Annotated in this window: 23 protein-coding genes; 12 read left to right on the top strand and 11 right to left on the bottom strand. The window is 45.7% G+C overall.

The window, feature by feature from the left end; genetic code table 11:
* Positions 1 to 30 precede the first annotated feature (30 nt).
* Positions 31 to 363, bottom strand: coding sequence for a winged helix-turn-helix transcriptional regulator (locus tag BVI01S_RS05390; protein WP_034762353.1), 333 nt, complete (start codon positions 361 to 363; stop codon positions 31 to 33).
* 133 nt (positions 364 to 496) lie between these two features.
* On the opposite strand from BVI01S_RS05390, the gene BVI01S_RS05385 reads away from it, so the two are divergent.
* Positions 497 to 991: a lactoylglutathione lyase family protein gene (locus BVI01S_RS05385; RefSeq protein WP_034762355.1), complete on the top strand. Its 495-nt coding sequence runs from the start codon at positions 497 to 499 to the stop codon at positions 989 to 991.
* A 122-nt stretch (positions 992 to 1,113) separates the two neighbouring features.
* On the top strand, positions 1,114 to 1,572 hold the full coding sequence (locus BVI01S_RS05380) for a GNAT family N-acetyltransferase (protein ID WP_061809544.1): 459 nt from the start codon (positions 1,114 to 1,116) through the stop codon (positions 1,570 to 1,572).
* Positions 1,573 to 1,637: 65 nt separating this feature from the next.
* Here BVI01S_RS05380 and brnQ read toward each other — a convergent pair whose 3' ends face one another.
* Positions 1,638 to 2,936: a branched-chain amino acid transport system II carrier protein gene (gene brnQ, locus BVI01S_RS05375; protein WP_061809543.1), complete on the bottom strand. Its 1,299-nt coding sequence runs from the start codon at positions 2,934 to 2,936 to the stop codon at positions 1,638 to 1,640.
* A gap of 329 nt (positions 2,937 to 3,265) precedes the next feature.
* Between brnQ and BVI01S_RS23085 the strand changes: the two genes are divergently transcribed.
* The gene (locus tag BVI01S_RS23085; RefSeq protein WP_280512982.1) at positions 3,266 to 3,400 is read left to right on the top strand and encodes a hypothetical protein; all 135 of its coding nucleotides are present in this window, start codon (positions 3,266 to 3,268) and stop codon (positions 3,398 to 3,400) included.
* A gap of 77 nt (positions 3,401 to 3,477) precedes the next feature.
* On the opposite strand, the gene BVI01S_RS05370 is transcribed toward BVI01S_RS23085, so the two are convergent.
* Positions 3,478 to 4,896 carry an NAD-dependent succinate-semialdehyde dehydrogenase gene (locus BVI01S_RS05370; RefSeq protein ID WP_034762363.1) on the bottom strand — a complete coding sequence of 473 codons (1,419 nt, stop codon included), beginning with the start codon at positions 4,894 to 4,896 and terminating at the stop codon, positions 3,478 to 3,480.
* 191 nt (positions 4,897 to 5,087) lie between these two features.
* Between BVI01S_RS05370 and BVI01S_RS05365 the strand changes: the two genes are divergently transcribed.
* From BVI01S_RS05365 to BVI01S_RS05355, 3 genes are all read left to right on the top strand, one after another.
* The gene (locus BVI01S_RS05365; protein WP_061809542.1) at positions 5,088 to 6,023 is read left to right on the top strand and encodes an NADP-dependent oxidoreductase; all 936 of its coding nucleotides are present in this window, start codon (positions 5,088 to 5,090) and stop codon (positions 6,021 to 6,023) included.
* Positions 6,024 to 6,168: 145 nt separating this feature from the next.
* Positions 6,169 to 6,381, top strand: coding sequence for a helix-turn-helix transcriptional regulator (locus tag BVI01S_RS05360; protein ID WP_061809541.1), 213 nt, complete (start codon positions 6,169 to 6,171; stop codon positions 6,379 to 6,381).
* Positions 6,378 to 6,743, top strand: a complete 366-nt coding sequence (locus BVI01S_RS05355) for a permease (protein WP_244886877.1) — start codon at positions 6,378 to 6,380, stop codon at positions 6,741 to 6,743. The genes BVI01S_RS05360 and BVI01S_RS05355 overlap by 4 nt, the downstream gene beginning before the upstream one ends.
* A gap of 43 nt (positions 6,744 to 6,786) precedes the next feature.
* Here the strand turns inward: BVI01S_RS05355 and BVI01S_RS05350 are convergent, their stop codons facing one another.
* From BVI01S_RS05350 to BVI01S_RS05340, 3 genes are all read right to left on the bottom strand, one after another.
* Positions 6,787 to 8,265 (bottom strand): flavin monoamine oxidase family protein, encoded by a 1,479-nt coding sequence (locus tag BVI01S_RS05350; RefSeq protein ID WP_061809539.1) that lies wholly within the window; start codon positions 8,263 to 8,265, stop codon positions 6,787 to 6,789.
* Between the two features lie 145 nt (positions 8,266 to 8,410).
* Positions 8,411 to 8,734 (bottom strand): ArsR/SmtB family transcription factor, encoded by a 324-nt coding sequence (locus tag BVI01S_RS05345; protein WP_061809538.1) that lies wholly within the window; start codon positions 8,732 to 8,734, stop codon positions 8,411 to 8,413.
* Complete coding sequence (locus tag BVI01S_RS05340; protein ID WP_061809537.1) at positions 8,735 to 9,169, bottom strand: SRPBCC family protein; 435 nt, start codon at positions 9,167 to 9,169, stop codon at positions 8,735 to 8,737. It lies immediately after the preceding gene.
* 254 nt (positions 9,170 to 9,423) lie between these two features.
* Between BVI01S_RS05340 and BVI01S_RS05335 the strand changes: the two genes are divergently transcribed.
* Entirely contained in the window at positions 9,424 to 10,281 is an 858-nt protein-coding gene (locus tag BVI01S_RS05335) for an AraC family transcriptional regulator (RefSeq protein WP_061809536.1), read from the top strand.
* A gap of 36 nt (positions 10,282 to 10,317) precedes the next feature.
* On the opposite strand, the gene BVI01S_RS05330 is transcribed toward BVI01S_RS05335, so the two are convergent.
* A complete protein-coding gene (locus tag BVI01S_RS05330) occupies positions 10,318 to 11,853 on the bottom strand; it encodes a multicopper oxidase family protein (RefSeq protein ID WP_061809535.1) in 1,536 nt (511 codons plus the stop codon).
* 431 nt (positions 11,854 to 12,284) lie between these two features.
* Here BVI01S_RS05330 and BVI01S_RS05325 point away from each other — a divergent pair, with 431 nt between their 5' ends.
* The 3 genes from BVI01S_RS05325 to BVI01S_RS05315 all read left to right on the top strand — a co-directional run bounded on the left by BVI01S_RS05325 (position 12,285) and on the right by BVI01S_RS05315 (position 15,427).
* Positions 12,285 to 13,151 carry a DMT family transporter gene (locus tag BVI01S_RS05325; protein ID WP_034762379.1) on the top strand — a complete coding sequence of 289 codons (867 nt, stop codon included), beginning with the start codon at positions 12,285 to 12,287 and terminating at the stop codon, positions 13,149 to 13,151.
* A 110-nt stretch (positions 13,152 to 13,261) separates the two neighbouring features.
* Positions 13,262 to 14,356, top strand: coding sequence for a serine hydrolase (locus BVI01S_RS05320; RefSeq protein WP_061809534.1), 1,095 nt, complete (start codon positions 13,262 to 13,264; stop codon positions 14,354 to 14,356).
* A gap of 39 nt (positions 14,357 to 14,395) precedes the next feature.
* A complete protein-coding gene (locus tag BVI01S_RS05315) occupies positions 14,396 to 15,427 on the top strand; it encodes a hypothetical protein (protein ID WP_034762385.1) in 1,032 nt (343 codons plus the stop codon).
* 23 nt (positions 15,428 to 15,450) lie between these two features.
* Here BVI01S_RS05315 and BVI01S_RS05310 read toward each other — a convergent pair whose 3' ends face one another.
* The 4 genes from BVI01S_RS05310 to BVI01S_RS05295 all read right to left on the bottom strand — a co-directional run bounded on the left by BVI01S_RS05310 (position 15,451) and on the right by BVI01S_RS05295 (position 19,257).
* On the bottom strand, positions 15,451 to 16,104 hold the full coding sequence (locus BVI01S_RS05310; protein ID WP_034762387.1) for an ABC transporter ATP-binding protein: 654 nt from the start codon (positions 16,102 to 16,104) through the stop codon (positions 15,451 to 15,453).
* A gap of 1 nt (position 16,105) precedes the next feature.
* Positions 16,106 to 17,143, bottom strand: a complete 1,038-nt coding sequence (locus tag BVI01S_RS05305) for an ABC transporter permease (protein WP_167562097.1) — start codon at positions 17,141 to 17,143, stop codon at positions 16,106 to 16,108.
* 72 nt (positions 17,144 to 17,215) lie between these two features.
* A complete protein-coding gene (locus BVI01S_RS05300) occupies positions 17,216 to 18,586 on the bottom strand; it encodes a HAMP domain-containing sensor histidine kinase (protein ID WP_034762388.1) in 1,371 nt (456 codons plus the stop codon).
* Positions 18,583 to 19,257 (bottom strand): response regulator transcription factor, encoded by a 675-nt coding sequence (locus tag BVI01S_RS05295; protein WP_034762390.1) that lies wholly within the window; start codon positions 19,255 to 19,257, stop codon positions 18,583 to 18,585. Before BVI01S_RS05295 ends, BVI01S_RS05300 begins: the two co-directional genes overlap by 4 nt.
* 185 nt (positions 19,258 to 19,442) lie before the next feature.
* On the opposite strand from BVI01S_RS05295, the gene BVI01S_RS05290 reads away from it, so the two are divergent.
* Together BVI01S_RS05290 and clpP are read left to right on the top strand one after the other, a co-directional pair.
* Entirely contained in the window at positions 19,443 to 20,114 is a 672-nt protein-coding gene (locus tag BVI01S_RS05290; protein WP_061809532.1) for a sigma factor-like helix-turn-helix DNA-binding protein, read from the top strand.
* A 3-nt stretch (positions 20,115 to 20,117) separates the two neighbouring features.
* On the top strand, positions 20,118 to 20,720 hold the full coding sequence (clpP, locus tag BVI01S_RS05285) for an ATP-dependent Clp endopeptidase proteolytic subunit ClpP (protein ID WP_305793838.1): 603 nt from the start codon (positions 20,118 to 20,120) through the stop codon (positions 20,718 to 20,720).
* Positions 20,721 to 20,728 lie beyond the last annotated feature (8 nt).

Below are 20,728 nucleotides of genomic sequence, written 5' to 3'. Positions count from 1 at the left end.
TCCCGCTTGGAGGTCCGTCCCTCTCTCTTTTTAAAACTCCCCATGCTCATTACCCCACTCATGCATGTGGTGGAGGATGGGCATGAGGGTCATGCCGAGGTCGGTCATGGAGTATTCGACTTTAGGCGGGATGGTGTCGTATTGGGTGCGGTTGATGAATCCTTCTTCTTCGAGTTCTTTCAGCTGCTGGCTCAGTACTTTATGGGCGACACCAGGCAGGAGACGACGCAGTTCATTGTACCGGTGGGTACCCTCTGTCCCGAGGTGCCAGAGGATGACGGTCTTCCATTTCCCTCCGATTTTCCTCAATGTGTACTCGATTGAACACTTCAGTTTACCGTGCTGATCGGTGGGTGTATCCATATCATAACCAGTCCTTTCTTACCTAAAGGTTAGTTTCTCACAAAAAAGTGCATTCTTACATAGAGCCGCTCATCTTCGTATAGTGAAGTCGTGTTAGATGAAACTACTCAAAACGAAGGAGGAGTCAGTTACGATGTTACCATATCCAAGATCATTTTCTCATATTGGACTATCCGTCCCAAGCCTTGAAGAAGCAATAAAATTTTACCAAGAGGTGTTCGGCTGGTATGTCATTATGGAACCTTCCGATGTCGAGAATGACGATACGGCGATCGGGCAGATGTGCCGCGATGTGTTCGGGAACGATTGGGAGAAGTTCAGAATTGCCCACATGGCAACAGGAGATAAAATTGGGATCGAGCTATTCGAATTCCCCCACAATGAAAAACCTGAGAACAACTTTGAGTATTGGAAGACGGGATTATTCCACTTCTGTATCCAGGACCCCGATGTAGAAGGCATGGTCGAAAAGATCAAGCAGCACGGAGGTAAGCAGCGTATGCCGGTCCGTGAGTATTATCCTGGTGAAAAACCTTATCGCATGGTGTATGTAGAAGATCCATTCGGGAATATTTTCGAGATTTATTCCCATAGCTATGAATTAACCTATTCCGATGGGGCTTACTAATTGATGCAAAAAAGGCACGTTCAGCTCTTGAGCGTGCCTTTTTCATTTTTGGAAAAAGGTATTCTCTCACGGATGAAGAATGTAGAAGTGATACATTCAATAAGTGAGAGAGGGAAAACGCAATGAAAATAATTGAATTACATAAGGATTCAAGCATGTTTGAACAAGCAGTGAACGTGTTCTGGGGACAGTGGGGGAATGAGGATAATTACAGGTTCTACCATGACTGCATGTTTCATTCCTGTGGGACGGAAGCAGATCTTCCCCGTTTTTATATCGTTGTTCGTGAGGGGGACATTATCGGCACGTACGCATTGCTAAGAAACGATCTCAACAGCCGTCAGGACCTGTTTCCGTGGTTTGCATGTCTGTACGTTCACCCTGACCAGAGAGGGGAAGGTCTTGGTTCGACCCTCCTCGACCATGCTCTCCGGGAAGCTCATAAAAAAGGGTACGACAGTCTTTACCTGACGACTGACCTCGAAGGCTATTATGAAAAATACGGCTGGACTCATTCAACAGAAGCCATTGGACTCAGTGGAGATTCCATGAAAGTTTATCAAAAAGGGACCAGTATATAAAAAAGCAGCAAGGGAAATGTGATGGGTCACATTCGCTTGCTGCTTTTTTTTGAGAGGTCCGTCCCTCAAATGATTCTCTTTTGAAAGAGGTCCAATCCGTATCCGATGATGACGGCGAATAGGGCAGGGGTGGTCCAGGCGAGTCCATTTGCACTTAAGGGAAGATGGCTGATGGCGGCCTGAATTCCTTCCATTTTCAAGTTGAGGCTTGCGAGCATTTCGTATAAGGAAAAGACCGCCGCGATGCTGACACCATACACATACATCCTTCTGCTTTCCCCGAAGAAGTGCTGAAAGAGGGAAAGGGCTACGAGTACTATCGCCACGGGGTAAATGAGAACAAGCAGGGGAGTGGCGACCTTTAATATCATATTCAGTCCCAGGTTGGTCACGGCCATTCCGATCAGGATGAAAATCAGTACATATGTTTTATATGAGAATCTTGGATAGATCTCATGAAAAAAGCGGCCGCACGCATTGATCAGTCCGATGCATGTCGTCAAACAGGCAATCATCACAATCAAACCAAATAGGAGGTTGCCGCTGTATCCAAATAGTTGCCGAGATGCTAACACGAGTATTTCTGCGCCATTACTGATAGGTGCTTCATGGGGAATCACCCGTCCGATCCACCCAAGGGAAAGATACACCATCACGAGTCCAATGGCGGCAATCATTCCGGCGCTGATGGTTCCGCGGATCAGCTCTTTTTTCCCGGAAGCTCCTTTCTCTTTAAATCCATTGATGATGACAATGCCGAAAGCGAGGGCTGCCACGGCGTCCATTGTAAAATACCCTTCAAGGAAGCCTTTCAGGAACGGTGCTGACTGGAATTTCTCGCTGGCTGTTGCATCATTGTAATCAAAGGTGAAAAAAGCCTGTATGCACAATACAGCCAGTACGATTAGCAGTATAGGTGTTAAGAATTGCCCGACAAGATCAATCACTTTTTTAGGATTAATGCTAAGCAAATAGGTTAACCCAAAGAAAGCGATCGAGAATACTAATAAGGGAAGCCGCCCTTCCACATTGACGATCTGCAAAAATCCCAATTCGTACGCCACATTGGAAGCTCTCGGGATTCCGTAAAGAGCACCGATGGACATATAAATCACAATGGCAAAAACAATCCCGAAAACGGGGTGGAACCGTTCACCAATCGATAATAATCCATTTTTTGAAAGGGATACGGAAATGATCGTCAAAAAAGGCAGGAACACTGCCGTTAAAATAAATCCGGAAATCGCTGCTACAAAGTGGGTTCCGGATTCCATCCCGAGATAGGGCGGGAATATTAAATTCCCTGCACCAAAAAATAACGAAAAAAGCATAAATCCCGAAATCAGGACATCTTTTTTTCTCATAAATACGCCTCCAAATTCATGACCGACTGATAGGTCATCCGTCACATTTTACATCACACATGAAAAAACCCGCCCCCTGATCAGGGACGAGTCTAAAACTCGCATGATGAAAATATTTCGTATGGTCCTAACGTTCAGATGTAAAAGCAGATTTGCTATATTCATACAATTCTTCTTTTTTAAAATTTCATTAATACTCACAATCTAGCACAGGCCATTTGTGCCGTCAATGAATTTTCCTACTATAATGTTAATTTCTTGTCTATCTTCAGTTATGCAAGCAACAGGTCTGGAATATGTATATAGGAAAGCAGGGGGGAGCGGGTTCCATGAAGCATATTGCTGCGGCGATCTATCTTTCTTTCGGGATGCTATTCTTATTTTTGCAAGGGTTTGACGGGTTTACCGGCCCGGAAAATATGAATTTCATCATATTCTTATTCCTTATGGCCGGGGCATTGTAACTATACCGGGAAATCAGGGAACGTTTTCAAAAAAAATAGACAAAGGCACGCATCCCCATGCGTGCCTTTGTTTGTGCTTATAATCCGAGGGAAATATACTTCACTTCCAAAAATTCCTCTATGCCCTGGTGACCGCCTTCACGGCCGAGACCGCTTTGCTTGAATCCTCCGAATGGAGCTTGTGGAGTCGATGGCAACCCATCGTTCAATCCCACAATACCGTACTCAAGTTGTTCACTGATCCGGATTCCCTTCGTGATATTCTCGGTAAACACATAGGCAGCGAGGCCATAAATGGAATCATTGGCCCGTTCGATGGCTTCCTCTTCGGTTTTGAAGGTGGTGATCGGCGCGACCGGCCCGAATGTTTCGTCATTCATGCACAGCATGTCATCGCTCACGTTCGTCAAAACAGTCGGCTCAAAATATAGCCCTTCTATACCTTTTCCTCCGTAGGCAACGGAAGCGCCTTTGTCTACGGCATCTTCCACATGCTTGCGGACTTTCTCGATGGCATCCTCATCGATCAATGGACCGATATCAACGCCTTCTTCGAGTCCATTTCCGACTTTCAGCCCCTTTACTTTTTCAACCAATTTTTCAGAAAAAGTATCTGCGATGGATTCATGGACATAGATCCGATTGGAGCAGACGCAGGTCTGGCCGGCGTTCCTGAATTTCGAGGCGATGACACCATCTACTGCCTTCTCTAGATCAGAGTCGGCCATTACGATGACAGGTGCATGCCCGCCGAGCTCCAGGGATATTTTCTTAACGGTGTCCGCTGATCCCTTCATCAGGACCTTTCCGACTTCCGTTGAACCCGTGAAGGTCAGTTTCCGGACGCGTGTGTCTTCCATCCACGCTTCCCCGATGGATTTCGAATCTCCTGTCACGACGTTTACGACGCCTTTCGGGATGCCCGCTTCTTCAGCAAGTGCAGCCATCTTTAATGCAGTCAAAGGAGTCTGATTTGCCGGTTTGATCACGACCGTACAGCCGGTGGCAAGTGCCGGTGCAACCTTGCGTGTGATCATTGCCGCAGGGAAGTTCCACGGAGTGATGACGGCTACAACCCCGACCGGCTGCTTATGGACGAATAATCGCTTGTTCCGCTGAGTGGCAGGGATCTGTTCCCCGTAAACCCGCTTTCCTTCCTCCGCGTACCAGGAGATGAATCCGTTGGCATATTGAATTTCGCCGAGTGCCTCTTTAAGCGGTTTTCCTTGCTCGATGGTCATCGTGCGTGCAAGATCCTCTTTGTTTTCATTAATAAGATCATACCATTTTCGAATGAGTTCACTTCGTTCGTAAGCCGAGAATTGGGACCATTCCTTGAATGCCTCATGAGCGGCATTCACGGCCTTCACAGCCTCTTTTTTACCCCCATTTGGAATGGTGGCGATCACTTCCGATGTCGCGGGATTGATTACCTCTTTCTTGTCAAGATCCGATCCGGTTTGTTCTCCATTGATGATGAGATTGTAGTGTTGCATCGTGTTCCTCCTTTAGAAAGATAGATTCCCATATGCGTATGACTATGTAGTTTGTCTTAAATTTACAATAGTGTGAGGGAAGAATCCAGTAATACACTTATAATTTATGACGATGGGCTTTCTCTTGTTTAAATACCCTGAATAAGAGGGAAAATAAACCGTATGTTCAAAAACAAGGAGGGCGTAGTGATATGAAAGCCATCATCATCAACCAGTACGGAGACAAAGCCGTTTTACAGGAAAAAGAAATCGATCGGCCGTCAATCGGCGACAATCAAATCCTGCTCGAAAATCATGCCACATCCATCAACCCCATCGATTGGAAGGTGAGGGCAGGGTATCTGAAAGATATGCTGGACTTTGAATTCCCGATCATCCTTGGATGGGATGCAGCGGGAGTGATCGCTGAAAAAGGGAAGAATGTAAAAGGATTCGAAGTGGGAGACCGTGTATTTGCCAGGCCGGCTACGACAAGGGAAGGTACCTACGCTGAGTATGTGGCTGTGGATGAAGATCTGCTTGCCAAAATGCCTGAAAGCATGAGCTTTGAAGAAGCGGCTGCCATTCCCCTGGCCGGATTGACTGCCTGGCAGTGTTTAGTCGGTTTCGGTAAAATCAAAGAAGGCGATAAGGTGCTGATCCACGCAGGTTCCGGTGGGGTAGGGAATTATGCGATTCAGATTGCCAAAAGCTTCGGGGCAAATGTCGCCACAACGGCAAGCGGAAAGAATGAGGAGTTCGTCCGATCATTGGGAGCCGATCAATTCATCAATTATAAAGAAGAAGACTTTAGTGCAGTGTTACAAGGCTTCGACCTGGTGCTGGATACCATGGGCGGGGACATTCAGTCGAACAGCTATAAAGTACTCAAGGAAAATGGAAAGCTCGTATCGATTGCAGAGCCCCCGAAAGAGGACGAAGCAGCTAAGTACGGGGTGAAAGCCGAATTCCTTTGGCTCGATCCAAAAGGAGAACAGCTCTCAAAGCTTGCCGACCTGTACGAATCCGGTCAATTAAAGCCCGTGATCGGAGAAACATTCCCACTGAGCGAACAAGGATTAAAAGACGCTCACGCACTCAGTGAAACGCACCATGCAAAAGGGAAAATCGTGATTAAAGTGAAATAATGATAGGAGGGACGGACCTTTGAAACAAAGGTCCGTCCCTCCTTTTGTATACGCTTGAATGAAAAAGTTCCATCATAATGTAAAGGACACTTGACGTAAAGTGTCCTTTACATTATGATATGGAAATATAAGGAGGTATCCTTCTTTGAAAAATAGACTAGTAGAATACCGCAAGACGTTTGGATACTCACAGGAAAGATTGGCGGCGAGATTAGGGGTTTCGAGGCAGACCATCATTTCGATTGAAAAGGGGAAGTATGACCCTTCTTTGAATCTAGCTTTTCAGCTGGCAAATGTATTTGAAACGTCAATTGAAGAGATTTTTTTGTATGAAGAGAAAGGGGAAGAGAAATCGTGACAAAGGGTTATTTGATTATAGGATCGATTATGGCGCTGCAGACGGCCTTTTTATTTTTCGTCGGCATCTCGGCAGGGGAGTTCCCGTTTTTTGCCCTTACTCCGCTGTCTTTGACGGTAATGAGCTTTTGTATGCACTATCTTTATCCACAGTTCAAGGATAAGGATGAGCGGATGAAGGTCATAAGGGAGAAGGGAATCTTCTATTCGTACTTTGCCATCTTATTCTTTTACATTATCATCATGTCCACACTCGGCCTTGGCCTGATTGATCTAACGGCTATGAATCTAATGTACATAATCACCAGTCTGACCATCATGACCGTATTCATCTCCATGGTCGTCATGGCCAAAATTTACTAAACGGAGAGGGACGGACCTTTGGAACAAAGGTCCGTCCCTCTTTTCAATCCGTTCTATTATTGACTTCATAAGCGGCACGGATGGCCGATTCGATTGCCCCTTCCACCCAGCCGTGGAAAGGGGAGGTGTGTTCTCCGGCAAAGTGGATGCGGTGTTCCGGTAAGTATAAGGAATCCGAGAAGTCCGTGGCCTGGTTGGGGGCGAATAGGGTGAAGCATCCGGCAGAGAATTGGTTTTCCCCCCAACTGTAGGAGGCACCTTTTGAAAATTCTTTGTACACCTGATCTCCGTATATTTTATACAGTCCCTGGAGTGCTTCTCGAATTCGCTCATCTTCAGGCAAACTATTCCACAGATTGGCATTCTGTCCCCAGCTGTAACTCCCGAGCATGACACCGGGACCAGCGACCCCGATCCCATGGCTTGGACGGTACGTATACCGGATGGGAAGGTCTGTTATGATATTGCCTATATTGAAGGATTCCCAGAACTTTGATTTGAACTCCAACCCAATTTTTACAGATGAGACATAATTGAGCTCCCGTATCGCCTTCCATTTCTGAAAGGAGATGGATTCGTGGGGCTGGACATCAATGAATTGAAATACAGAATAAGGGACCGTCACGATGGTATAGTCCCCCAGAAAGCGGTGGTAACGGTTTGTCGTGCGATCTCTTGTAATGACCTCGACGCCGTCATCCTTCTGAACAATTCCATGGACCTTTTGGGAGTAGAAGATATTCTGATGAAGCTCCGGCAAGAAAGAGTAGGGAAGCTTATCATTCCCACCATCGATTTCATAAAACTTTAATTTATCATTGAAGACGGTTCGGACAATATCAAGAAGAATATCAACGAATGATAGCTCGGGAAACCCTTCTATACCAAGAATGACCTTTACGATACGGATGGCTTCGGGGGAAAGGGAGGTTCCGATTGGATTGAACCGCAAGAAAACATCGAATGAATAATGATCAAACTTTAATCGTAACCGTTCTTGTTCCTCAGGGCTTGCTTTTTCGTACAAGTCTAAAAAGGGTTTCACGGCGGAGGATAATAATTCGATGGCTGTTTTGCCCTGTTCTTCAGGGGGGAAGGGGTAGTTGAAGATTCCCGGATTTTTGTTGTAATTCGAATCTGTTGTTTGGACTCCATTTACGAGATAGAGATCACTCTTATTGATGAATTCATTGGTGGGTAAGTTGAATTTACGAATATATTCAAATACTAAATCATGGTTTTCCGGAAATCGCATGGCACCTACATCAAGGTATTGACCTTCTGAAAAAGGTTGCCGTAACGTATATACCCTTCCGCCAATCCGGTCATTCCCTTCAAGGATCGTAACGGAGTGACCTGCTTTTTTCAAAAGGGATCCTGCCACCAAGCCGGCCATACCTGCACCGATGATAATCACTTTCCTTGGTTTTTGTATGGAAACCAATCCATTTTTAACGATGGATACCATATCATCCGGATAAGAAAGATCACCGTAATGATGATCATCAGCTCTGTTTCGCATATTGTTCTCCCCCTTAAGCCGAAGCTGCATTATTTAAATATATGATAGGAAAGAAGGAGAATAGACGGGGCCGATGTAGTTTCAATTCTAATTTGTCAAAAATAAACAGGGACGGACCGTGAATCTAAAGGTCCGTCCCTCTTCGCTAATCTTCATTATTCTCTTCCAGAACGTATTTCAGCTTGGTCAGTTTATTGCTCCAGAACTGTTCGTAATAGGCTAACCAGTCTTTTAGTTCTCCGAGGGGTTCAGGCTGTAGGCGATAGATCTTTTCCCTGCCGACTTTTTCACCTGCCACCAACTCGGCTTCTGTCAGGATGGCAAGATGCTTTGCAATGGCGGTCCGGCTCATGGGAAAGTGGGAAGTCAGGGCCGAAATGGGCATCTCTTTTTCTGAAAGAAGGCGAAGCACTTCCCGGCGGGTCGGGTCTGCAATCGCCTGGAATACGTCATGTTTAACGGCAGACACTTATTCCTCCACAACCTTCCGAAGGCGCTGGTCCACTATGCCGACCCAGCCGTTCGCCATTCGTTCCCGGATAACGGAGCTTTTTTCGTTCGGTTTTGAAACAACGGCATCATCATGCTTCCAGCCACCATGAATCAATGTGAACTCGGTTTGTGTCCCGACCTCTTTTAAAAGAAATGTGACGAACCAGCCATCTGTATCCCAGGAAAAGGACAGCTTATGTGGCGCATCCACTTCCAATACCTTACATGGGGACGGGCCGAAAGGGGACTGGATATGGAATTCGTATCCCTCTTCTGGTTGGAAATCATTCGGCATGAACCATGTAGATATGCCTTCTGAAGTGGAGACCGTGTCCCATACCTTTTGAATGGGGGCATTGAAGAGGACGGTTTGGGTAATATCTTGAAGTTGATTGCTTTGATTTGATTTCATATTTCTCGCCTGCTTTCTGTTAATAAACATAACACCAATTGGTTTCGCTTTAATGATATAACACCATATGGTTTCGTGTCAATAAAAAGAGGAAATAGGTGAAAGAGTGTAGAAGTAGTGTCTTGGTAAAGATTAGTATGAGCATAGCAGCTACTAATTATTGAATAGAATATTACCGGTCTTAACAGTGCACAAATTGACAGGTGTACCGATTTGTTGAATGGTACATTAGGGTAGTGGGGAGAAGATCAGAAATGGAAATGCTTCATAGGATGAATGACTGCATTCAGTATATTGAGGAAAATCTTGAAGGGGAGATCAAGATGGAGGAGCTTGCCAGACTCTCACTGAACTCGAAGTTTCACTTTCAACGGCTGTTTTCACTCGTCACAGGCTGCACTGTAGCCGAGTACATCCGGAGAAGAAGGCTGACTCTTGCGGCTCAGGAACTGAATCAAGCGAATGTGAAGGTCATTGATGTCGCTTTCAGGTATGGGTACGAAACACCGGAATCCTTCTCGAAGGCATTTCGTAAAGCTCACGGTGTTTCTCCATCCCAGGTGAGGGAATCAGGAACTCCTTTAAAAGCATTCCCGCGTATCTCCTTCCAAATCCAATTAAAAGGGGAAGTTGAAATGAATTATAGAATCGTTGAAAAAGAAGCCTTTGGGGTGATTGGAAAAGGGAAGAGAGTCTCAACCCATAATGGCCAAAACTTGAGGGAGATTCCGGCATTTTGGGATGAGGTCAATACATCCGGCATGGACAGTGAGATTTGCGAGGCTGCGGGTAATGATGAAATGCTCGGAATCTGCATGGAGTTTGATGATCCGAGTGAAGAGTTCACCTATTTTATCGGAGCTGAAAAGAAATCCGACACTCATACTCTGCTGGAGGTTAAGGAGATACCTGCTTCCACATGGGCAGTTTTTGAATCGGTCGGTCCGATGCCTGACGCGATCCAGGGTGTGTGGAAACGGATTTTCTCTGAATGGTTCCCGTCTACAGGGTATGTGCATGGAGAGGCACCTGAAATTGAATTATATCCGCCGGGTAATCCGAATGACGAGGATTACAGGTGCGAGGTCTGGGTTCCCGTAATGAAGAAATAAGATGAGTTTGCCTCCAGTTCGGAGGCTTTTTTTTATTTACCTGATCACCACATACGGTCTCATCATCTCATAATCCTCATGCTCCAGTATATGACAGTGCCATACGTATAAGCCGGTGTAAGGACCGAATGGTACAATGATCCGGGTCATTTCCCAGGGATTTGCACAAACTGTATCCTTCCACCCTTGTTCATTGGGCTCTGGTTTGATACGGGGGCCAGTGGGGACAATCCTACCTTCGCTTTGATAGATTTTTTTATCAATGGTCTGCCGGTCCAGAATCTGAAATCGTACCAGATGCAAATGGATGGGGTGTGACCCTTCCGTGATGTTGATGAAGTTCCATACTTCACTACTCCCTAAACGTGGCATCTCCGTAATCGGCTCATCCCATAATTGATGATTCAATAGATGCATCTCCCGCCCATATTGATCATGTACCATATTTAAAAAAAGGTCCCTGGTTTGAATGGCATGCCTTTTCTTCAATCTTGGTACAAACCGTAATGTCGATGGAATGCTGCTTATATCCTGACCTTGAAGCGTTTTAATCACGCGGAACTGCATCAGCACACCTGTCGTATCAGGGTCTGGCACCGTACCGGTTGGAAAGGGAGCCGGTGCACGGTTATGAATGGTGATGTATTCTCCGCTGGTGCTAGAAAAATCAATGATGACATCGGCCCGTTCAGCAGGGGCAAGCAAGATTTCTGAAACATGGACGGGTGCAGAGAGTAGCCCCTGATCAGATCCTATTTGAATGAACGGCTTTCCGTTTGAAAGAGAAAGCTGATATGTCCGGGAATTCGAAGCATTGATCAATCGGAACCGATACCGTCTTGGCTCGACTTCAAGGAATGGCCAGACCTTCCCATTCACCAGGATTGTATCCCCGAAGAAAGTAGAAACAGTGGAGGGACGGACCTCTGAAACCGGGGGATCCGGTTCGGAAGGATAATAAAGCGAACCGTCCTTATTAAACGACCGATCCATGATCACAAGGGGGATATCGTATGGATGAGCAGGCAGAGACATAGCCTCCTCTTCTTCATCGTGGATGATATAAGCCCCGGCGAGTCCGGCATAGATATTCAACCTTGTGATGCCGATCGCATGGTCGTGATACCAGAGTGTGGCAGCTTGTTGCCGGTTGGGATATGTGTAAACTTCCCCGGCGAAGAAGGGCCCCGTCTCTTTAAATCCTTTTGTAAACCAGGCATCCGGGTAACCGTCACTCGTATCAGGTGTCGCCCCTCCATGTAGATGGACAACGGTGCGGACCTTGGGCTGATTTTTTCCTGCTCCATGAACGGTGGTATCGATAGGGAGGAAATGCTTCTCTGGAAGCTCATTTTTCCATAAGACCCGGACCGTTTGATTTCGTTTCACCTTGAATGTTGGACCGGGTATTTGTCCGTTGTATCCCCAAATCGAAGTAGGGGGGAGGTCCCGGTGAAGTTGCTGCTTCCCTTCCTTCATGGTCACTTCGTAATAATCAGAGCCTTTGTGTGCTGAAATGGGTTGAATCGTATCCATGACGGGAAGCGGGTCGACGAATTTCTCAAGCATAATCAGATCCTCCTCTAAATGGTGCTGTTATTCCATATGTATTGAGAGAAAGGCCTGAATATCCTCTTTCTATAAAAAGAAGAAGCACCTGACCTGCAGGTTCTTCTTCTTAATTGGCGTCTTTATACCGGTATCGATATTGAATGTTTGCAGTGCGCTCATCGGTTTCAATGGTGTCCATGACATTCCCCGAAGAATTATAAAACGCAATTTGAACTTGGACCAGCAGGTCACGGTCTTCAAAGTTCCTCATGAATACGAGGTTGGAATAATCCGATCCCCTGCAGGATGAAGAGTTTGTTCCTATACCCCCTTAGTTCAAAAAGGTATTCCTTTTTCAGGGAAATAATAGCTGGTGGTTCGAATTTTTTTCTTTGCCTCCTTTTTTTGATACACTGATTTAGTTGCTAAATTGATTATCAATGGAGGATAAAATGTCAAATCGAAATAAAGGCATATTACTATTATTATTATCAGCGTTTGGTTTCTCCTTGATGGCTGCATTTGTCAAATTATCGGGGGATGTGCCGACCATTCAGAAAACCTTTTTCCGGAATATCGTCTCTGCCTTCATTGCATTCGGGTTTGTCCGGTACCATAAGGAACGACTATTCGGAAAAAAAGAAAATCAAAAGCTTCTATTGCTGCGTTCTTCATTAGGGGCTGTTGGAATTGTGCTGTTCTTTTATGCGATCGATCATCTCGTGTTATCGGATGCCGATATGCTGAACAAGCTGAGTCCATTTTTGACCATCATCTTTTCTGCTCTATTCTTGAAGGAGAGGACGCGCGTCTTTCAGGTGGTGGCGATCATCATTGCGTTCATCGGGACATTGTTCATCATTAAACCGGCTTTTTCTTTTGATGTCATCCCATACGTTGCAGGGGTGTTTTCCGCTATTTTTGCAGCAGGTGCCTACACGGTCCTCCGGGTGCTCGGGAGCAGGGAGAAGTTTTATACAGTCGTCTTTTACTTTTCCTTTTTCACGACGGTCGTGCTGCTTCCGTTTGTCATCGGGTTTTATGAACCGATGAGCGCGAAACAGTGGGTGTACCTGTTATCCGCAGGTGTCTTTGCGACAGTCGGTCAGTTCGGGATCACGATCGCGTATAAGTTTGCACCGGCAAGGGAGATATCGATCTTCTTCTATTCGACGGTTGTATACTCCGCTCTCATTAGCATCTTCCTGTTCGGACAGATTCCTGACGTATACAGCATCATTGGGTACATTGTGATTTTCGGAGCATCATTGTATATGTTCTTGAAAAATAATGTAGAAGGCAAGAAACAGGCAGCCTGATTCAAACCTATCCATCAAACGATGGATAGGTTTTTTCATGCAAAAAAATGAAACATTTTCCAATTTTACACCGTATATATAGTAACCGTTAATAGACAGGAGAGAAGAAAATGAAGCTTTCTTTATTCATCATAGGAATAGCCTTGATTATCGCATTGATCGTCATCGTGGCTGGGATTAGACAGCATGCGGGAAAGAGGGATGCCGACTATCTGTTAGACTACTTGAAGCATAACGGAAATTGGAGTTTAACGGTGGTTCGGAATGGTGAAACACTTGTGTCTGTCAGGGAAGATGAGATGTATCCTTTAGCAAGTGCGATGAAGATTATCATAGCCATTGAATATGCGAAGCGATGCGGAGAACAGACATTAGATCCTTCCCGCAGTATTTCTCTGGAAGAACTTGATCGATACTATATTCCGGATACGGATGGGGGAGCCCATAAAGCCTGGATAGCGTATTCAAAGGATAAGGGACTTCTCCTTGGGAATAGTACTACCCTTGAAAATGTGGTGAAAGGAATGATGGCTTTCAGTTCCAATGCCAACACTGACTATTTAATTGATCTCTTGGGAATGGGAGCGATCAACGAATCACTGGATGAACTGCACATTGAAAAACATGAGGCGCTTTACCCGGTCACGGGGGCCATGCTGATTCCAACGTATTTGAAGATGAAAGATCCTTCCTATACGGATGACTATATTGAGACGAAGATAAAGGAGATGTCAAAAGAGGAATACATACAAATCGCTCAAACCATTGCACAACGTTTAAAAGAGGGGGAAAAAGGACTGTATATTGAAAATGGGCATTCAAGTAAGCGTCTGGACAAAATTTGGTCTGACAGACTGACCCGGAGTACCACTTTTGAATACTCCACTCTCATGGGGAAGTTGAATTCAAAGAACTTTTTTGACAAAGAAACACAGGATCGATTGGATTCAGTCATGGAAGGTCTTATGGAGAGTCCAATCAATCAAGAGTGGTTAAAGCATGCCGGACAAAAAGGGGGATCGACAGAGTTCCTCGTCACGAATGCTGCGTATGCAACGGATAAAGAAGGAAATTCAACAGAGGTTGCACTCTTTACAAACGAGTTGGGAGCAGGGGAGTCAGAAAAAATCTCAGGGAGTTTGAATTCATTCATGCTGAATATTCTAAGAGACGAAGATTTCCGGAACGAGCTGAAAGAGTTATAATGTAAGTAAATGGAATAGGTGTCAATTGGAGGTGTGAACATGGTTCTGCGAAACTCGAAATGGTCACTATGGGCACTTGCCCTGTTAACACTCGTCCTCTTCAGTAATGTCATGCTTTATCAACCAATCGTGCAGCAGTTCCTGGCCATTGAACTTGATCGAGGCGCCGTACTTGGATCCTTAGTGGATCTGGTCATCATTTCACCGGCACTTGCTTATGCCGCATTTAAAGTGTCAAAGAAGCAGGCCGCCGGATTCGTCGTATTTGGATTGGTCATGGCAAGAGTCATCATTCCTGAAGAATTCTTTGCACCCTATACGATTCTCCTGTACTCGGGGATAAGCTTTGAGGCCTTGTTCTTTCTGGCGGAACTGGGACTGATCTTCCTTCTGCTCAAGAGAATGCCGGTCATCTGGGCCGAAATGAGATCATCGGAAACAGGTCCGATCTTTTCATTCCTTCCTTCAGTAGAAAGAAAGGTAAGTAGACTTCCTCTTGTCCGAATCGTGGCATCTGAGATTCTGATGGTGTACTACGCCTTCTTCAGCTGGAGGAAGAAACCTCCTATTCATGACGGGGTGGTGACGATGCATCATAAGACCAGTGCCATCGCCATAAATATCATGCTCATCCATGCCGTAGCCATCGAAACAATCGGACTTCACTGGTGGTTGCATACCAAACTTCCTATCCTGTCATTCATTCTGCTCATTCTAAACGTGTACAGTATTCTGCTCGTACTTGCAGAAATCCAGATTACACGTTTGCATCCTGTTGAAGTGGAAAATGGTGAATTGCGTGTGGTGCAGGGATTAAGGCAGCGACTGATTCTGCCCCTGTCAAACATCGAAGAGATAGAATGGGGAGAAAAGAAACCAGTTAAAGGCACCATGGTCTTTATGCAGAAAGACTTTGAGGAGATTCACCCTCAAGTGATCCTGATCTTTAAAGAGCCCGTCGAAGCGACGCTGTTCATGGGTAAAAAAGAAGTGGTATCTAAAGTGGCTTTGAGAGTGGATGATCCTGAGAAGTTAAAGCGGTTATTAGAGCAACACGAAAAGCGTGCCTGATTCTTTCCAGGCACGCTCCTTTCCTATCCCATCCGATAAACCCAATCACAATCTCCGATCATCGACTCGTCATGAGTGACCATAATAGTAGCAATATCTCTTTCCTTCGTTTCTTTTACTAATAATTCCACCACGGATTTTCCCCGTTCCCGGTCAAGGCTTGCTGTAGGTTCATCGGCAAGGATCAGCTTTGGTTCATTCATGAGGGCACGGGCGATGGCGACCCGTTGCTGTTCGCCTCCGGAGAGTTGTTCAGGATAATGGGCTTTCCGGTTTTCAAGTCCAAGGTGAGACAATAATTCCAATGCCCGTTCCTGAAGGTGGTCCTTCTGCTTGGTAAGCTTCCCTACCAGTAACAGTTGCTCTTCCACTGTTAAGAAAGGAACCAGATTCGATTGCTGAAAGATGAAGCCGATTTCCTTCAGACGAAGAGCCGTTTGTTCTTTTCCGGTCATGTCGTGTACATTTCTTCCGTTTAGAGTCACCTCACCACGAGTGGGACTGGTCAACGCCCCGATGATGGAGAGGAGGGTGCTTTTACCCGAACCGGACGGGCCGAGTATCGCCCCGAATTCACCGCTGTTCACCTTCATGGAAATTTGGTCCAGGACCGTGAGCCGTTCATGTCCCTGTTTGTATGTTTTCGTAACGCCGTTTAATTCTAAAATGGATGTCATCTTATTTCACCCCTCCGATTGCTTCTAATGGGTCTACTTTCATAATGCTCCTGAAGGACAGGAGTGAACCGACCCATGCCATGACTAAGATCAATCCGCTGTTTAACAGGATCATGCCAGAGGATAATTCAAATGGGACATCTCCTGGAATCAGTTGTGTCAATCCATAGGTAAGGGTATTCCCTGCCAGGATCCCAAGTGCGGAAAGAATGGATATTTGGAGGAACAGGGCACGTAGAAGAACACCTGCTTTTGCTCCGATTGCTTTCAGTACACCGTATTGATGAAGCTTTTGCAGGGTCATGACATAGAAAAACGTTGCCAGGACAATCGCCGAAATGATGAGCAGAAAGATGACCATCATCTTTAAAGAGCCCTGTTCCGCCGAATAACCCGGTACGTTTGACAGGATGTCCTCTTTTGGTGCTGCTTCCAGTTTGGAAGGAATGTCCACTCCACCCTTATTTGTGAAGAGGAGTGCCTGGTACGTAAGATCATCTCCATGGAGATCTTTCCACGTTTCCATCGATGTGAACATGGCCGGGGTATGGCCGTAACTGAAACGTTTTTTTGTAAAACCCTTAATGATCCAGGTTTTCCCTTGGTACGTGAAAGAGTCTCCGGACTGATATCCTTCCTTTAGTAAGCCGGGATCCGCAAGTACCTCGTAAGGCGCGAGTTTCACACTTTCTTCTGCGTCCGGCATGAAAGTGCTGGTTGGATCTAAGGCAAAGAGGCTGATATTCACGGCTTCTCCTTCATGAGTCATTTCGACCATCTTCAATGCCAGTGGAGAGCCTCCTTTTACGGTGGATCTATCAGCAGCTGTCATATTTGATCGCTCAAGCTGATGCGAGTCGCTTTTTTCAACAATATATGTTTCTGCAGACAAATTTTTAATAGCAGAGGCATTATCAACGGATAAGCCGTTGGCAAGCCCGGATATTGACAAGACGAGACTTGTGATCAGTGTGATGATGCCTGTGATCAGTATGAATTTCATTTTGGCATAGCGGATTTCTTTCCATGCGAGAAACAAAAAAATCACCTTCCCTTTCATAACTTCTCTTTCATGATAAAAGGGAAGTATGAACGGAAGATGAACAACGGATTAAGGAAGGGTCACCTTGAAAGTGGTTCCTTCATTTGGATCACTCTCCACATGAATTTCCCCATGATGGAGGCTGATGATCTTTTGGACGATGGATAGACCAAGGCCGCTGCTGTCCCGTTCGTGACTCCGGGACTCGTCCACTTTGTAGAATCGGTCGAAGATCTTCTCCATATGCTCCGGTGGGATACCAATTCCAGTGTCCTGGATGGTAAACGTGATACCCTTTGATTCTGTAAGGAGGGTTATAATAATTTCCCCACCTCTGGGAGTATATTTAATGCTGTTGGATAATAGGTTCTCGAAAGCCTGGTACAGCAATTCCCCATGTCCGTTATAGGTCACCTCATCCGCTTCAAAGAATAAGGAAAGATCTTTTCCTTCCCACAACCATCGGGTCTGACTGATGAGAACTTGCACCATCGATGTCAGTTCTACAGGTTCTAATTTGATCACCCCTTGATCCTTATCAAGGGAGGCAAGGGTCAATAGCTGCTTACTCAGCTTTGATAACCGCGTACTTTCGGATTCGATCACCTTTGTATAATATTCCTGATCTTCTTTGGATAAGGAAGGGGATCGTAACAGATTCGCATAGCCTTTCAAAGAAGAAAGTGGTGTTTGAATTTCATGTGAGACATTGGAAACGAACTCCTGACGCATATTTTCCAGCTGCCTGAGCTGACGGCTCATGCTCGTAAATGATTTGGCAAGGGTCCCGATTTCATCCTTGCGATTTTCATGCAGCTGTATGGAAAAGTCTCCACCGGCTATCTTCTTCGTGGCAGCGGTAAGTTCCCTGATCGGCTTTACCAAGTACCGTGTACTGAAAAATACAATCATCATACTGAGCACAATCGTCAATAGGAGAAGGACGGACAGGAGAATATGTATTTCATTGAACTGCTGCTTGACGTTCGGCCTCATGAACAACGCATGTGGTTTCCCGTCGATTTCAATCGGGACACCGATAGAATTGGATAATTCATTAGAGAAAAACCCCGTCACAAACGTGGTGGAAGGATATTCAGCCATCCCGTGATACGTTGTCCCGTTCAGAACGCTTCGTATTACTTTGGGAGATAGAGTGGGATCACGAAATTCCTCCCCATAAAATGTCCCTGTTCCTTTTCCATCGGTCACATAAAACTGATAGCTTAACCTTGCCGTCTTTTCAAAAAAAGTCGATTCCTCCATGGAAGCTGCCTCATAAAGTTCCACAACGTCCCGGGCGATTTCGGTATTTTTTTCATCATTGGAAGGCTTTAAAATCATTTGATAATAAAGATTCGAACCGATAAAGGCGATCACACTGCTTACGATCATGATCAACAGGGTGACGACGACGATCCGGATATAAAGGGTTTTCATTTATGTACCTCCAATTTGTAGCCGACTCCCCGTACGGTTGTGATCGTGAAGGTATTGGTGGAACCTCGAAACCTTTCACGCAAACGTTTAATGTGCACATCGATGGTCCGGTCGTCCCCTACAAAGTCCATTCCCCATACATGCTGGATGAGTTCATCGCGCGTAAATGTCCTGTTCGTAAAGCTTGCAAGATAATAGAGCAGTTCGAATTCTTTGAGGGGTAGGTTCATGGTCCTATTCCCGGCTTTCACCTCATAAGACCGTTTATCAAGCGTCATGTCTCCCAAGCGGATGGTTTGGGAACCTGCCCTGTCGAATCGTCTCAGGATTGCCTGTACCCGGAAAAGGAGTTCTTCTTTTTCAAAGGGTTTCACCATATAATCATCGGTTCCGGACTGAAATCCTTTCGCTTTATCCGTCATGCTGTCCCTCGCAGTCAGCATGATGATGGGGATATCATAGTCTTCCCTTATCTCACTTGCCAACTGAAATCCATCTTTATTCGGCATCATCAGGTCGACAATGGCAAGGTCGACAGTTTGATGGAGGAGAGTGTCGGAAGCGGCTTCGCCGTCTGGTGCCTCTGTCACCATGTATCCATTTTGCTCCAAATACACACGAACGAGCTTTCGTAGATGGGAATCATCATCAACGACAAGAATTGATATCATAAGGGCACCTCATTTCAGTAAACGATTTTTTATGTTTTTACTTTAGCACAAGTGACGGAGAGGAAACCAATTTATGACGAATACTCCTTTCCTTGGATATAATGAGAATAAAATAAGCTTTTACCCATATCTTTTTCTGCTACTTATCCGTTATAAGCATGAGAGGATGCAAAGGAGTGAAGATAATGCAAATGAGATCGGTATTCAACCTGGACGAAGAAGAGATCGAAGAAATGGTTCCAAAACTGTTCCGGTATTGCTATTTTCTGACAAAGGACAAATGGGACGGGGAGGATCTTGCCCAGGAATCTGTTTATAAAGCCCTCACCCGCTACCCGGATCGTCAGGATTGGAGTCCTGCTTTACTGAAGAAAATGGCCTATCATCTGTGGATCGACAAGGGCCGGAAAGAGATCAGGGAAACAATCGGATCTGTCCCGGAGGCTGGTAGGGAAAATCATCCAAAAGAGTGGATAAGTCCTGAGATGATCGGCATGCTTTCTAACAGATTGACCCCCAAGCAATTGGTTGCCTTCGTATTAAAGGAAGCCTTTCAGTACAAAATTTCTGAAGTGGCCGTACTATTAAACCTGGCAGAAACAGCTGTGAAGGCTTTATTGAACCGGACGAGGGCCAAACTGAAAAAAATCTCCCTCGATGATGAATGGGGAGGAAGTGGCACATACTGGGATCAAAATCTCCAAAAAGAGCTGAACGCCATTTTATATCGGAGCCTGAAAGCACAGGATCCTAGTCTGCTAATCGCCTACATTCCGACGCTTCTTGCCTATGGACCAGTCCAGATGGTGCTGCCGGAAGTTCCTTCGCCTTCGACCATCCTCTCGATGGCTGCATAACGAATGAGGGAGGAAGAAGACATGAACGCAATACCTTATGTAATTGAACAATCAAGTAAAGGAGAACGTTCCTACGACATTTACTCACGGTTATTAAAGGATCGGATCATCATGGTGAGTGACGAAGTGAATGATCAGATGGCCAATAGTATCGTGGCTCAATTATTATTCCTCGCCGCAGATGATCCCGATAAAGACATTTCCTTGTATATTAACAGTCCCGGGGGCTCGACTTCGGCGGGATTCGCCATCTTTGATACGATGGAGTACATCAGCCCCGATGTCCGGACGATCTGCACGGGCATGGCGGCATCATTCGGCGCGATGCTGCTCTTGGCAGGCACGAAAGGAAAGCGATTCGCCCTGCCTAATAGTGAAATCATGATCCATCAGCCGTTGGGTGGCGCCAGGGGGCAGGCGACAGACCTTGAGATATCAGCGAAACGCATCCTGAAGTTAAGGGAGCATATCAATGAAATCATTGCGGAGAAAACGGGGCAATCGGTTGAGAAAGTTGCATTTGATACGGACCGTGACTACTTCATGAGTGCCTATGAGGCAAAGGAATATGGGATCATTGATGAGATTATCGAGAAGAAGAAGTGATAGATGTG

Origin of the sequence: Rossellomorea vietnamensis NBRC 101237 (genome assembly GCF_001591825.1) — a bacterium.
Taxonomy (GTDB): Bacteria; Bacillota; Bacilli; order Bacillales; family Bacillaceae_B; genus Rossellomorea; species Rossellomorea vietnamensis.
Note: the sequence above shows the minus strand (reverse complement) of the source record. Positions and strands in the feature narration are given on the sequence as shown.

Coding starts and splice junctions, on each gene's coding strand:
- BVI01S_RS05390 (WP_034762353.1), bottom strand. CDS start 363: ATGGATACACCCACCGATCAGCACGGTAAACTGAAGTGTTCAATCGAG.
- BVI01S_RS05385 (WP_034762355.1), top strand. CDS start 497: ATGTTACCATATCCAAGATCATTTTCTCATATTGGACTATCCGTCCCA.
- BVI01S_RS05380 (WP_061809544.1), top strand. CDS start 1,114: ATGAAAATAATTGAATTACATAAGGATTCAAGCATGTTTGAACAAGCA.
- brnQ (WP_061809543.1), bottom strand. CDS start 2,936: ATGAGAAAAAAAGATGTCCTGATTTCGGGATTTATGCTTTTTTCGTTA.
- BVI01S_RS23085 (WP_280512982.1), top strand. CDS start 3,266: ATGAAGCATATTGCTGCGGCGATCTATCTTTCTTTCGGGATGCTATTC.
- BVI01S_RS05370 (WP_034762363.1), bottom strand. CDS start 4,896: ATGCAACACTACAATCTCATCATCAATGGAGAACAAACCGGATCGGAT.
- BVI01S_RS05365 (WP_061809542.1), top strand. CDS start 5,088: ATGAAAGCCATCATCATCAACCAGTACGGAGACAAAGCCGTTTTACAG.
- BVI01S_RS05350 (WP_061809539.1), bottom strand. CDS start 8,265: ATGCGAAACAGAGCTGATGATCATCATTACGGTGATCTTTCTTATCCG.
- BVI01S_RS05340 (WP_061809537.1), bottom strand. CDS start 9,169: ATGAAATCAAATCAAAGCAATCAACTTCAAGATATTACCCAAACCGTC.
- BVI01S_RS05335 (WP_061809536.1), top strand. CDS start 9,424: ATGGAAATGCTTCATAGGATGAATGACTGCATTCAGTATATTGAGGAA.
- BVI01S_RS05325 (WP_034762379.1), top strand. CDS start 12,285: ATGTCAAATCGAAATAAAGGCATATTACTATTATTATTATCAGCGTTT.
- BVI01S_RS05320 (WP_061809534.1), top strand. CDS start 13,262: ATGAAGCTTTCTTTATTCATCATAGGAATAGCCTTGATTATCGCATTG.
- BVI01S_RS05315 (WP_034762385.1), top strand. CDS start 14,396: ATGGTTCTGCGAAACTCGAAATGGTCACTATGGGCACTTGCCCTGTTA.
- BVI01S_RS05310 (WP_034762387.1), bottom strand. CDS start 16,104: ATGACATCCATTTTAGAATTAAACGGCGTTACGAAAACATACAAACAG.
- BVI01S_RS05300 (WP_034762388.1), bottom strand. CDS start 18,586: ATGAAAACCCTTTATATCCGGATCGTCGTCGTCACCCTGTTGATCATG.
- BVI01S_RS05295 (WP_034762390.1), bottom strand. CDS start 19,257: ATGATATCAATTCTTGTCGTTGATGATGATTCCCATCTACGAAAGCTC.
- BVI01S_RS05290 (WP_061809532.1), top strand. CDS start 19,443: ATGCAAATGAGATCGGTATTCAACCTGGACGAAGAAGAGATCGAAGAA.
- clpP (WP_305793838.1), top strand. CDS start 20,118: ATGAGGGAGGAAGAAGACATGAACGCAATACCTTATGTAATTGAACAA.